Origin of the sequence: Cupriavidus sp. D39, from assembly GCF_026627925.1 — a bacterium.
Classification (GTDB): Bacteria; Pseudomonadota; Gammaproteobacteria; order Burkholderiales; family Burkholderiaceae; genus Cupriavidus; species Cupriavidus ulmosensis.
The window spans coordinates 2,183,475-2,196,455 of sequence record NZ_JAPNLE010000009.1; the positions used below are offsets into that span (position 1 = coordinate 2,183,475).

6 protein-coding genes and 3 pseudogenes are annotated in these 12,981 nt (G+C 67.4%); 6 read left to right on the forward strand and 3 right to left on the reverse strand.

Going from position 1 to position 12,981, the window contains the following annotated elements:
- Positions 1-88: 88 nt before the first annotated feature.
- Positions 89-1,299, reverse strand: a pseudogene (locus tag OMK73_RS22125) (YbfB/YjiJ family MFS transporter).
- A 144-nt stretch (positions 1,300-1,443) separates the two neighbouring features.
- Here OMK73_RS22125 and OMK73_RS22130 point away from each other — a divergent pair.
- From OMK73_RS22130 to OMK73_RS22140, 3 genes are all read left to right on the forward strand, one after another.
- Positions 1,444-2,322 (forward strand): LysR family transcriptional regulator, encoded by an 879-nt coding sequence (locus OMK73_RS22130; RefSeq protein WP_267603946.1) that lies wholly within the window; start codon positions 1,444-1,446, stop codon positions 2,320-2,322.
- A gap of 300 nt (positions 2,323-2,622) precedes the next feature.
- Entirely contained in the window at positions 2,623-3,861 is a 1,239-nt protein-coding gene (locus tag OMK73_RS22135; protein WP_420715558.1) for an NfeD family protein, read from the forward strand.
- Positions 3,862-3,863: 2 nt separating this feature from the next.
- On the forward strand, positions 3,864-4,619 hold the full coding sequence (locus OMK73_RS22140; RefSeq protein ID WP_267603947.1) for a slipin family protein: 756 nt from the start codon (positions 3,864-3,866) through the stop codon (positions 4,617-4,619).
- Between the two features lie 82 nt (positions 4,620-4,701).
- On the opposite strand, the pseudogene alaS reads toward OMK73_RS22140, so the two are convergent.
- Positions 4,702-7,326, reverse strand: a pseudogene (gene alaS, locus OMK73_RS22145) (alanine--tRNA ligase).
- 329 nt (positions 7,327-7,655) lie between these two features.
- Between alaS and OMK73_RS22150 the strand changes: the two are divergent.
- From OMK73_RS22150 to OMK73_RS22160, 3 genes and pseudogenes are all read left to right on the forward strand, one after another.
- Complete coding sequence (locus OMK73_RS22150; protein WP_267603948.1) at positions 7,656-8,876, forward strand: CaiB/BaiF CoA transferase family protein; 1,221 nt, start codon at positions 7,656-7,658, stop codon at positions 8,874-8,876.
- A gap of 159 nt (positions 8,877-9,035) precedes the next feature.
- Positions 9,036-9,491 carry a DUF2214 family protein gene (locus OMK73_RS22155; RefSeq protein WP_267603949.1) on the forward strand — a complete coding sequence of 152 codons (456 nt, stop codon included), beginning with the start codon at positions 9,036-9,038 and terminating at the stop codon, positions 9,489-9,491.
- A 127-nt stretch (positions 9,492-9,618) separates the two neighbouring features.
- A pseudogene (locus OMK73_RS22160) lies at positions 9,619-10,589 on the forward strand (tripartite tricarboxylate transporter substrate binding protein).
- Between the two features lie 332 nt (positions 10,590-10,921).
- Here OMK73_RS22160 and OMK73_RS22165 read toward each other — a convergent pair.
- Positions 10,922-12,691 (reverse strand): potassium/proton antiporter, encoded by a 1,770-nt coding sequence (locus OMK73_RS22165; RefSeq protein WP_267603950.1) that lies wholly within the window; start codon positions 12,689-12,691, stop codon positions 10,922-10,924.
- Positions 12,692-12,981 lie beyond the last annotated feature (290 nt).

Sequence of the window (12,981 nt, forward strand, 5' to 3'; positions counted from 1 at the left end):
CTACCGGCGCCGGGGGCGGCAAAGGCGATACTGTAGCGCAAGGCAGGAGCGGCGTCAGGACGTGCCCGCGTGCCGTGGAAGGGCCGGGTTATCCGCGCTGTTGCCGGCTCATCCAGGCGAAGATCGCGCCACCCAGCAACAGGGCCGCCACCGCGCAGCCAAGCGAGGCGGCAAAGCCGCCGGTGCGCGCCACCAGCGCCGTGGCCAGAGGCGGCCCGACGATCTGGCCGAGGCCGTAGCTGGCGGTCATCAGGCCCATCAGGCGCTGCGCCTGCGCGCCCCACAGCCGCCGCGCCTCGCGCATGGCGAACGACACCAGGGCATTGAACGGCAATCCGGCCAGCATGCTGCTGAGCGCGAACCCCGCCACCGTTGGCCAGACCACCGCGATGGCCACGCCAATTGCCTGCATCACATAGGTAAAGGCCAGCAGGCGGCGATTGTCGCGCTCCGTGCTGACGCGCGAGGCGACGAAGGCGCCAATGGTCACCCCCACGCCGAAGATGGGCCAGAACAGGTCGGCCCACAGCGAGCCCGGCATGGCCTGGCGCGCGATCACCGGCAGGAAGGTGGCGGTGATGATGTAGCCGAATCCCGCCAGGCCGTAGGCAAACGTCAGCAGCCAGGTCTCGCGGCTGAGCCGCGGCGCCGCTTGCACCGGCGCGGCCGGGTCGGCAGCGTGCACGCCGCGCGGCGCGGGCGTGAAGACATGCCAGACCGCGCCGACCAGCAGCACCGCCAGCGCGCCGAAGGCCAGCCAGCCCCAACTGGCGCGCCAGCCGGCGCTCACCATGGTAAAGACGGAAACACCCGTGACGACGATGCCGATGCCCGGCCCGCAAAGATCACGCCGCCCAGCGGCGCCCGGCCCAGTTCGGCCAGCCGGTGCATGCACCAGGCCGAGCCGTAGACCATGACCATCGCGCTGGCCACGCCGGCCGCCGCGCGCGCGAGGCCCCAGGCCGCCATGCCGCCGGGCGCGGCCATGCCAAGCGTCAGCACGACGGTGGCCACCATGCCAATCCGGACCATGCGCGCCGGGTCGGGCCGGATGAACAGGCAGGCAGCGGCGCCGGCGAAGTAGCCCAGGTAGTTCAGCGTGGCCAGCCAGCCGCCCTCGCCCAGCGTGACGCTGCCGTCGTGCAGCAGCATGGGCAGCAGCGGCGTAAAGGCGAAGCGGCCAACGCCCATTGCCACGCCCAGCGCCACCAGCCCCGCCAGGGCCACGGCCCAGACGCCGGGCTGTGCCTGCGCCGGCGCGGCGGCGTCGCGGGACGACAGTGTGGATGTGGATTTCATAGGCGCATGCTACGCTCGGATCCGCGAACCGAAAAATGAATAATTGAGAACTCAATCATCTTTTCCCGAGATGATTGTTTGTTCGTCATCACTTCGCCATCCGTTCGCCGTCACTTCATCATCACACCCTGCAAGGGGACCGCAATGGACCTGGCTTCCCTGGAAATCTTCCGCTCCGTGGTGGAGGAAGGCGGCATCACCCGCGCCGCCACCCGCCTGCACCGCGTGCAGTCCAATGTCACCACCCGCATCCGCCAGCTGGAGGCCTCGCTCGGCGTCGAGCTGTTCCTGCGTGACGGCAAGCGCATGGTGCTGACTCCGGCCGGCCAGACCTTGTTCGACTACGCCCGGCGCGTGCTGGACCTGGCCGAGGAAGCCCGCCAGGCGGTGCTGCCGGCCAAGCCGCAAGGCCGGCTGTGCATCGCCTCGATGGAGAGCACGGCGGCCAGCCGCTTGCCCGCCGTGCTGGCCGCCTATCACCAGGCGTGGCCGGACGTACAGCTAGAGCTGGTGACCTGCCCCACGCGCCAGGCTTTGCAGGCGCTGGCGCGCTTCGAGGTGGACTGTGCCTTCGTGGCGCAGCCGCTGGACGACCCGGCGCTGGCGTCGCTGCCGGCGTTCGAGGAAGAGCTGGTGCTGATCGCGCGCGAGCGCCATGCCCCCATCCACAGTGCGGCCGACCTGGAAACCCGCACCATGCTGTCGTTCGAGTCCGGATGCAATTACCGCGGTCGGCTCGAAGCCTGGTTTGGCGCCAGCGGCAGCCCGCCGCGCCGGGTGCTGGAGCTGGGCTCGTATCACGCCATCATTGCCTGCGCCGCAGCCGGCATTGGCGTGGCGATTGTGCCGCGCTCGGTACTTGGGCTGTACCGCGACCTGCCCAAGATCAGCCTCCATGACCTCGGTCCGGCGGGCCAGGTCACCACGCTGCTGGCCTGGCATCCGGCCATGGCCAACACCGCGCTGGGCGCGTTGGCCAACACATTCAGGGTGGCCCCGTCCGGGCTGGCAGCGGCGGCCTGAGTCCCATCGGCTGGTGCCGCGCCAGCAAGATGTGCCCGGTCGCCTACACTGGAAGTGGCGCCGCGTTTGCACTCCACGTGCCGGCGTCACTGTCATGAAGCATGTCCCGATGCTCCCGCGATGGCTTGCCGCGGCCTTCTGGCTGGCCCTCGTTGCCTTGGTGGCAACACCGCTGGTCCCCGCCACGCCCGCCAATGCGCAGGCGAGCGCGCCCACGTCCGCCGGCGCCATCCCCCCGTCTTCGTCATTCCGCTCAAAGGCGCGATCGGCCCGGCCAGCGCCAGCTTTATCGAGCGTGGCATGGCCCGCGCGCGCGATGCCGGCGCGCAGCTGATCGTGCTGGAAATGGACACCCCGGGCGGGCTGGACCTGTCGATGCGCGAGATCATCCAGGGCATCCTGGCCTCACCGGTACCGGTGGCGAGCTATGTCTATCCGGGCGGCGCGCGCGCGGCCAGCGCCGGCACCTACATCCTCTACGCGAGCCATATCGCCGCGATGGCGCCCGGCACCAACCTGGGCGCCGCCAGCCCGGTGCAGATCGGCATCGGCGGGCCGCAGAAGCCGGAGGCGACCCCGGCCTCGGCCCCTGCCGGCACGCCGCCGCAGGACACCATGGAGCGCAAGCAGATGCACGACGCCTCGGCCTATATCCGCGGCCTGGCGCAATTGCGCGGGCGCAATGCCGAGTGGGGCGAACGCGCGGTGCGCGAGGCGGTCAGCCTGTCGGCGAGCGAGGCGGTCGAGCAGAAGGTCGCGGACCTGATCGCGCCCGACCTGCCCGCACTGCTGCGCGCCGTGGACGGCAAGCACATCCAGGCCGCCGGCGTGGACCGCGTGCTGCGCACGGCGCACGCGCCGGTGCAGGTGCTGGAGCCCGACTGGCGCGACAGCTTCCTGGAGGTCATCACCGATCCCAGCGTGGCCCTGATCCTGATGATGGCCGGCATCTACGGCCTGATCTTCGAGTTCTCCACGCCGGGCATGGTGGTGCCCGGCATTGGCGGCGCGATCTGCCTGCTGCTGGCGCTGTTCGCGCTGCATATGCTGCCCGTCAGCTACGCGGGCCTGGGGCTGATCGCACTGGGCATCGGCTGCATGGTGGCTGAGCTATACCTGCCCACCTTTGGCGCGCTGGGCGTGGGCGGCATCATCGCCTTTATCTTCGGGGCGGTGATGCTGATCGATACGAATGTGCCCGGCTTCGGCATTCCGCTATGGCTGATCGGCAGCCTGGCGCTGGCCAGCGCGGTGTTCCTGTTCGCCGTCTGGTCGCTGCTCTGGCGCGCGCGGCGCATGCCCGCGATCAACGGCGGCGACGCGATGATCGGCACGCCTGGCGTGATCCTGGACGATCTCCAGGAAGACGGCTGGGCCGAGGTGCGCGGCGAGCGCTGGCGGGTACATAGCGCGCGGCCGCTGGCGCGCGGCGAACCGGTGCTGGTCATCGGGCGCAATGGGCTGCTGCTCGAAGTGCGCGCCCTCCACGCGTCTGGAACGACAGCCGGCCCGATTCCCCCATCCACCCAAGGAGCATGATCATGGCATTTGGATTCAGCGCAGGCGGTCTGGTCTTCATCATTGCCCTGCTCATCGTTTCCTCCATCCGCGTGCTGCGCGAATATGAGCGCGGCGTGGTGTTCATGCTAGGACGCTTCTGGAAGGTGAAAGGGCCGGGGCTGGTGATCCTGATCCCGGCGGTGCAGCAGATGGTGCGCGTGGACTTGCGCACGGTGGTGATGGACGTGCCGCCCCAGGACGTGATCTCGCGCGACAACGTGTCGGTGAAGGTGAATGCGGTGGTGTATTTCCGCGTGATCGACCCGGAGCGCGCCATCATCCAGGTGGCGAACTTCCTCGAGGCCACCAGCCAGCTGGCGCAGACCACGTTGCGCTCGGTGCTGGGCAAGCATGAGCTCGACGAGATGCTGGCCGAGCGCGAGCAACTCAATATCGACATCCAGAAAGCGCTCGATGCCCAGACCGATAGCTGGGGCATCAAGGTCTCCAACGTGGAGATCAAGCACGTCGACCTCAACGAAACCATGATCCGCGCCATCGCGCGCCAGGCCGAAGCCGAGCGCGAGCGGCGCGCCAAGGTGATCCATGCCGAGGGCGAGCTGCAGGCATCGGTGAAGCTGCTGGAAGCCGCGCAGATGCTGGCAAGGGAGCCGCAGGCGATGCAACTGCGTTATCTGCAGACGCTGACGCAGATTGCCGGGGACAAGAGCTCGACCATCGTGTTTCCGCTGCCGATCGATATCCTGACGCTGATCGGGAAGCTCAGCCGGCAGTAGACATAGAAAAAGGCGCCGAAGCGCCTTTCTTGATCCAGCAGCAGGGAGACTCAAATTCCCGGCCGATGGTTTTGGCCCAGCATCAGACCTTGCTCGCGACCCACTCGCCGACACCTGCCAGTGCCTGCGGCAGGTTGGCCGGCTCGGTGCCGCCAGCTTGCGCCATGTCCGGACGGCCACCGCCCTTGCCGCCGACCTGCTGCGCGACAAAGTTGACCAGCTCGCCGGCCTTGACCTTGGAGGTAGCATCGGCGGTCACGCCGGCGATCAGGCTGACCTTGCCGTCAGCCACGGTGCCCAGCACGATGGCCGCGGTACCCAGCTTGTCTTTCAGCTTGTCCATGGTCTCGCGCAGCGTCTTGACGTCGGCACCGTCGAGCTGGGCGGCCAGCACCTTGATGCCCTTGACGTCGATGGCTTGCGCCGCCAGCTCGTCGCCTTGCGAGGCGGCCAGCTTGCTCTTGAGGCGTTCCAGTTCCTTCTCCAGCGCGCGCACCTGCTCCTGCACCTGCCCGATACGGGGCACCAGTTCGGACGGCTGCGCCTTGAGCGCGGCGGCGGCTTCGTTCAGCTTGGCGTCCAGCGCTTGCAGGTAGTGCAGCGCGTTGTCGCCGGTGATGGCTTCGACGCGGCGAATGCCCGCTGCCACGCCGCCTTCCATCACGATCTTGAACACGCCGATATCGCCGGTGCGGGTCACGTGGGTGCCGCCGCACAGTTCCTTGGAGCTGCCGATCGACAGCACGCGCACGTCGTCGGCGTACTTCTCGCCGAACAGCGCCATGGCGCCGCTCTTGACGGCGTCGTCGAACGGCATGACTTCAGCGCCGGTGGCTGCGTTCTGCAGGATCTCGGCGTTGACGATTTCCTCGACGCGACGGATCTGCTCGTCGGTCATCGGCGCGTTGTGCGAGAAGTCGAAGCGGGTCTTGTCGGCGTCGACCAGCGAGCCCTTCTGCTGCACGTGGCTGCCCAGCACTTCACGCAGTGCCTTGTGCATCAGGTGGGTGGCCGAGTGGTTGCGCACGGTGCGCGCGCGGCGTTGCGCATCCACCTGCGCGGTGACGCTGTCGCCCACCTCGAGCGCGCCGCCAGCCAGGGTGCCCTGGTGGCCGAACACATCGGCCTGCACCTTGGTGGTATCGACCACGGCGAACACGGCGCTGCCGCTCTTGAGCTCGCCCTGGTCGCCGGCCTGGCCGCCGGACTCGGCGTAGAACGGCGTGTTATCCAGCACGATCACGCCGGTCTGGCCGGGCTGCATGGTATCGACGGACGCGCCGTCCACATACAGCGCGGCGATCTTCGCGCCGTCCACGCCCAGCTTCTCGTAGCCGTGGAAGGTGGTCTTGTCGCCCTTGTACTCCAGGCCGGCCGCCATCTTGAACTTGCCGGCGGCACGAGGCCTGCTCGCGCTGGCGATTCATGGCCGCGTCGAAAGCGGCCTCGTCGACGCTGATTTCCTGCTCGCGGCACACGTCCTGCGTCAGGTCGAGCGGGAAGCCGAAGGTGTCGTGCAGCTTGAAGGCGAGTTCGCCGTCGAGCACCTTGCCGCCCTTGAGCTTGATGTCGGCCAGCGCGCCCTCGAGGATGGACATGCCGTTCTCGATGGTCTCGAAGAAGCGTTCTTCCTCGGCCTTGAGCACTTCCACCACGCGCGACTCGGCCTCGGCCAGCTCCGGATAGGCTTCGCCCATCTGCGCCACCAGGTCGGCCACCAGCTTGTGGAAGAACGGCGTCTTCTGGCCCAGCTTGTAGCCGTGGCGGATGGCACGGCGGATGATACGGCGCAGCACGTAGCCGCGGCCTTCATTGCCGGGGATCACGCCGTCGACAATCAGGAAGGCGCAGGCGCGAATATGGTCGGCGATGACCTTGAGCGAATTCTGGTTGAGGTTGTCGGTATGGGTCTCGCGCGCAGCACCCTTGATCAGTGCCTGGAACAGGTCGATCTCATAGTTGCTGTGCACGTGCTGCAGCACCGCGGCGATGCGCTCCAGGCCCATGCCGGTGTCGACGCAGGGCTTGGGCAGGCGCGGCATGTTGCCTTGCTCGTCCCGGTTGAACTGCATGAACACCAGGTTCCAGATCTCGATGTAGCGGTCGCCGTCTTCCTCGGGAGAACCCGGGGGCCGCCCCACACTTCGGGTCCGTGGTCGTAGAAAATCTCCGAGCACGGGCCGCAGGGGCCGGTGTCGGCCATCTGCCAGAAGTTGTCCGAGGCGTAGCGCGCGCCCTTGTTGTCGCCGATGCGCACGATGCGCTCGGGCGGCACGCCGACTTCCTTGGCCCAGATGTCATAAGCCTCATCGTCTTCCGCGTATACCGTGACCCACAGCTTCTCGGCGGGCAGCTGATAGACCTTGGTCAGCAGCTCCCACGCGTACTGGATCGCCTCGCGCTTGAAATAGTCGCCAAACGAGAAGTTGCCGAGCATTTCAAAGAAGGTGTGGTGACGCGCTGTGTAACCCACGTTCTCCAGGTCGTTGTGCTTGCCGCCGGCGCGCACCGAGCGCTGCGAGGACGTTGCGCGGGTGTAGGGGCGCTTGTCGGTGCCCAGGAACACGTCCTTGAACTGCACCATGCCGGAATTGGTAAACAGCAACGTCGGATCGTTCCCCGGCACCAGGCTGGACGAGCGGACCACGGTATGGCCCTTCGATTCGAAGTACTGCAGGAACTTGCTGCGGATGTCGGAGACTTTCATGTTCTGGGCAGGGCGTCCCACGGCGTGGCAGGGCGCTGTCGGTCAAGATGGATTTGCAAACCATTGATTATACGGGGAAGCCTGACGGCGCGGCAGTCCGCCGGGGATTCGTCGCGCGCCGCCTGCAACACCGCGCCCCGCCGCGATCCGGGCCGGCCGCGATGTGCTCCCGGCGGCTTGCCGGTGGTAAAGTGCTGCCTGTCCCCGCCGGACGCCCCCGAGCCTGGTTTCGCGCCAGCCTCCGATTGCCCCGCAAGCCGCCACCCAGACCAGACGGCGGGGCCGCCCGGCCTTCCCTCGCCCACCTTGCCGGATCCGCCTGACACCCCATGGGAGCTTTAAGCCACCTCCGCGTCCTCGACCTGACCCGTGTTCTCGCCGGGCCATGGTGCGCCCAGAACCTTGCCGACTTCGGCGCCGACGTGATCAAGATCGAGCGCCCCGGCGCCGGCGACGACACCCGCACCTGGGGCCCGCCCTGGCTGCAGGACGGCGAAGGCCGCGATACCGCGGAAGCCGCCTACTACCTGGCCGCCAACCGCAACAAGCGCTCCGTCACCTGCGATATCAGCACGCCCGAAGGCCAGGAGCTGGTGCGCGCGCTGGCCGCCCAGAGCGATGTGGTGCTGGAAAACTACAAGGTCGGCCAGTTGAAGAAGTACGGGCTGGACTACGACTCGCTCAAGGCAATCAAGCCCGGCCTGATCTATTGCTCGGTGACCGGTTTCGGCCAGACCGGCCCCTACGCGGCGCGCCCGGGCTACGATTTCATCATCCAGGGCATGGGCGGCTTCATGAGCCTGACCGGCGAGCGCGACGACCTGCCCGGCGGCGGCCCGCAGAAGGCCGGCGTGGCCATCTCCGATCTGATGACCGGCCAGTACGCCACCATTGCCGTGCTGGCCGCCCTGGCCCACCGCGAGCGCACCGGCGAAGGCCAGTACATCGACATGGCCCTGCTCGACGTGCAGGTGGCCATGCTGGCCAACATGAACACCAACTACCTGGCCAGCGGCGTGGCGCCCAAGCGCTGGGGCAACGCCCATCCCAATATCGTCCCCTACCAGACCTTCCAGGCCGCCGACGGCTGGATCATCGTGGCGGTGGGCAACGACGGCCAGTTCCGCAAGTTCGTCGATGCCGGCGGCCGGCCCGAGCTGTCGGCCGACCCGCGCTTTGCCACCAACCCGCAGCGGGTTGCGCATCGAGACGTGCTGGTGCCGATCCTGGCCGAGATGGTCAAGCCACGCACCCGCGCCCAGTGGATCCTGGACCTGGAAGCCGCCGGCGTGCCGTGCGGCCCGATCAATACGCTGGACGACGTGTTCGAGGATGCCCAGGTCAAGGCCCGCGGCCTGCGCGTGGACCTGCCGCACCCCAGCGCCGGCGAGGTCAAGCTGGTGGGCAGCCCGATCAAGATGAGCGCGACGCCGCCCGAGGCCGTGCGCCACCCGCCGCTGCTGGGCGAACACACCGACGCGGTGCTCGGCGGCATGCTGGGCTACACGCCGGAGCAGATCGCCGCGCTGCGCGCCAAGGGCGTGCTGTAAGGCGCTTGCCGCCTGTGCCCGTAGGGGCGGCGCGCGGGCGGCAAGCTGAACTTTGTAGTGGTAGTTGTTTGCCTTAGCCGTTGCCGTAGCGAAAAAGCAAGAACCCTGACCCCGCGTGCGCCGGCGTACGGCGCATGCCCAACCACAAGAGGAGTTTGGATGCTGACCGACGCCCTGCTGGCCTTCCTGCACTACGCCTTCATCTTCCTGCTGATCACCTTGATGACCGCCGAAGCGCTCGTGCTGCGCCCGGGCATCACGCCGCCCGTGCTCAAGCGCCTGTCGGTCTACGACCTGCTCTACTTCCTCACTGCCATGGCGGTGCTGGCAACCGGCCTGCTGCGGCTGTTCTACGGCGCCAAGGGCGCCCAGTTCTACCTGCACAACCCGTGGTTCCACGCCAAGATCACCGTGTTCGTGGTGATCGCCTTGTGCTCGCTGCCACCCACCTTCGCCATCCAGCGCTGGCGCCGCCAGGTGCGCAGCCTGCCGGACTTCGTGCCAATGCCCGCCGAGCTGAAGTCCGCGCGGCGCTGGGTCATGATCCAGGCCCACCTGCTGATCCTGCTGCCGCTGTGCGCGGTGATGATGGCGCGCGGCATCGGCATGAAATAGGCCGCAGAGCCTTCGCCGCCAGGCGGCCCAAGGGCGCCTGGCGCGCCCAGATTCCCAATCCAACCCGACGCATCTTCATGCTCAAGAAAAACTCGCCGCGGCGTTGCTCGCCGCTGCCCTGCCCGCCATCGGCACCTTTGCCGCCTTTAGCACCTCGCCTGCCGCCGCAGCCGCCCCTACCCGACCAAGCCGCTCAAGTTCGTCGTGCCCTACCCGGCCGGCGGCCCGCTGGACACCGTGGCGCGCGCCATCGGCGACAAGCTCAAGGACAGCCTGGGCCAGCCCGTGGTGGTGGAAAACCGCCCGGGCGCCGGCGGCAATATTGGCGCCGACTACGTGGCCAAGCAGCCCGCGGACGGCTACACCATCGTGATGGGCGCCGTGGCCACCCACGCCATCAACCCCAGCCTATTCGCCAAGATGCCGTACGACCCGGTGAAGGACTTCAGCCCGATCACGCTGGTGGCCGACGTGCCCAACGTGCTGGTCATGCACCCCGGCAAGGCCGCCGAGCTGCATATCAACAATGTGCGGGAGCTGGTGGAATACGCGCGCAAGAACCCCGGCAAGCTGGACTACGCCTCGGGCGGCAACGGCAGCGCGGGACATTTGTCGGGCGAGCTGTTCAAGAGCATGGCCAAGGTCAGCATGGTCCACATTCCCTACAACGGCGCCTCGCCCGCGCAGCTGTCGGTGCTGTCGGGCCAGACCGACATGATCTTCGACAACCTGGCCTCGGCCTCGGCCAACATCAAGGCCGGCAAGCTCAAGGCCTTCGCCGTCACCACCGCCACCCGCGCCGCCGCCCTGCCCGAGCTGCCCACCATTGCCGAAGCCGGCAAGGGGCTCGGCCTGGAAGGCTTCGACATCTCCACCTGGTTCGGCGTGTTCGCCCCGGCCAACACCCCGAAAGAGATCGTCGACCGCCTCAACCACGAGATCGTCGCCATTCTCAAGACCGACGACATGAAGGCCAAGCTCGCCCGCATCGGCGCCCAGCCGGCACCAACCACGCCGGACCAGTTCGCAGCGCTGGTGCACCGCGAGCTGAAGAAGTACGCGCAGATCGTCAAGGTGTCGGGCGCCAAGGTGGACTAAACCACCAAACCTGCACAAGATCGGTTCAATCCGTGTGACCCGCCCCAAGGCGGGGAACACACCAGCGCGATGCGCAGCGAGCCGTGAAGGTTTTCAACTCCCGTTATGGGGCGCCTCGTCGGCAGGCAAAATGAGCGGAAAAGAGGGGGCCATGTCTGAGCATCGCCTTAAGGCGATGTGAGTTTGGCCACCGGCCGCTCTTTTTGCCTGCCGACGAGGAGTCTTTCGCCCCATCCGGGTCGCCTTCTTTGCCTACTTTCTTGGCGAGACAAGAAAGTAGGTCGCCTCCCCGCAGGGGAGGTGAAACTGCCTTTGACTTTAAGCAGTTGCAGTTAAGCCCTTGAAGTTGAAGCTGATTTTGCAGTTGCAGCCACCAGATCAAGCACCCCCTCCCGCGGCAACAACAATCCCACCTGAATAATCCGCGGCCCATCCATCCGCATCACTGTCAGCTTCAGCCCGGCAATTTCCACCGCATCACCCTCCACCGGCGGTGTTGTAAAAGCCTCCTGCATAACACCTTCCAGCGTCCGCGCCGCCTCGGCAGGACTCAACTCCCGCGTCCCATAAAGCCCCGCCACATCCCGCAACGTAGCCTCCCCGGACAGCAGGAAATCATGGCTAGCCTTGCCCCAGGCAGGCGCCGGCCCAGGCCGATGAAACAACAGCGCCAACATCGGCACGCTGGTCCCCGGCGCCAGGATCGACACCACATCCCCAGCCCGCAGCACAGTCTGCTCGGGCGCAGCCAGCGCCTCGTCCCGCACCACAGTCAGCAGCCGGCAGCGCGGCGGCAGTTCAAGCTGGTCGGCGCGCAGGTTTTCCGCAGGCGAATCGGCCTCGACCCGGAACTGCATCACCTCCAGCGCCGGCGCATGGGTGCCCTGCAGCCGCGCACGTGCCAAGGGCTCCGGATAGGCAGGACGCAGCACACGCGCCAGCCGGGCGGCCAGCGGCACGGTGGTGCCTTGCAGCAGCAAGCTGGCCAGCACCACCGCAAAGGCAATGCGGAACAGCAGCCCGGACTCCGGCAGCCCTTGCAGCATCGGGAACAGCGCCAGCACGATCGGCACCGCCCCGCGCAGTCCCATCCAGGCCACAAAGCCCTTCTCCCGGGCGCTGAAGCGAAACGGCAGCAACGCCAGCCAGACTGCCGCCGGGCGCGCCACCAGCATCAGGAATGCCGCCACCGCCACTGCCGGCAGCGCCACCTCCCAGATCCGGTGCGGCGCCACCAGCAGGCCAAGCAGCAGGAACATCACGGACTGCGACAACCAGGCCATGCCGTCCATCGCCCGCATGGTGTCGGGGCCGACCGCACGGTCGCGGTTGCCCACCAGGATGCCGGTCAGGTAGACGGCCAGGAAGCCGCTGCCGCCCGCCGTCTGCACAATGGCGAATACCATGGCGCCGCCCGAGCACAGCAGGATGGCCTGCAGGCCTTCGGCCACGCGGATGCGCTCCATCACGTTGGCCATGCAGTAGCCCAGGCCCAGGCCGAGCAATCCGCCTACCCCGAACTGCACCACCAGGCGCCACAAGAGCGCGCCGGGGCTCAGCCCCGCGGGCGCAGCGATCCAGTCGATCAGGGTGAGGGTCAGGAAGATGGCCATCGGGTCGTTGATGCCGGATTCGATCTCCAGCACGCTCGCCACCCGCTCCTTGAGCCGGATGCCGCTGGTATTGAGCAGCGAGAACACCGCCGCGGCATCGGTCGAGCCGACGATGGCGCCCAGCAGCAGGCCCAGTTTCCAGTCGATCTCCAGCACCCAGGCGGCAAACAGGCCCACCAGGCCGGTCGTCACCAGCACGCCTACGGTCGCCAGCGACAGCGAGGGTTTCAGCGCCACCCGGAACGTGGTGAGCCGGGTGCGCAGGCCGCCATCGAGCAGGATCACCGCCAGCGCCAGGTTGCCGACCAGGAAGCTCAGCCAGGTATTGGAGAAGCGGATGCCACCGGGGCCATCCACGCCGGCCAGCATGCCGACCGATAGAAACACAAGCAGGAAGGGCACGCCCACGCGCGCCGAGAAGGCGCCCACCACAATGCCCAGCGACATCACGACGGCGCCGATCAGGATGACATGGTCAATGCTTTCCAAAGCGGCTTTCCCTTTCCTTTTCAATGCCGTGCCGCACCGGCCGCAGGTTGCGAACGCGTCGGCAACGGCAGTGCAGCCGTTGATGATAGCGCAGCCCCATGACCACTCAGCCGCGCAGGATGTGAAAGCGGCACCCGGCAACGGTGCAAGCGGCCCCTGGATGTCTCCTAGGGAGATACCCGCACATTGACCATTTTTGCAGACATCTGAAAGGTAGCTGAAAGGTCTTCCCCTTAATTTCCACCCTGCCAGCGGCGGGACGATTGCTCGCGCGTTTTTGACGCATCGCA

Coding starts and splice junctions, on each gene's coding strand:
- OMK73_RS22140 (WP_267603947.1), top strand. CDS start 3,864: ATGGCATTTGGATTCAGCGCAGGCGGTCTGGTCTTCATCATTGCCCTG.
- OMK73_RS22155 (WP_267603949.1), top strand. CDS start 9,036: ATGCTGACCGACGCCCTGCTGGCCTTCCTGCACTACGCCTTCATCTTC.
- OMK73_RS22130 (WP_267603946.1), top strand. CDS start 1,444: ATGGACCTGGCTTCCCTGGAAATCTTCCGCTCCGTGGTGGAGGAAGGC.
- OMK73_RS22150 (WP_267603948.1), top strand. CDS start 7,656: ATGGGAGCTTTAAGCCACCTCCGCGTCCTCGACCTGACCCGTGTTCTC.
- OMK73_RS22135 (WP_420715558.1), top strand. CDS start 2,623: ATGGCCCGCGCGCGCGATGCCGGCGCGCAGCTGATCGTGCTGGAAATG.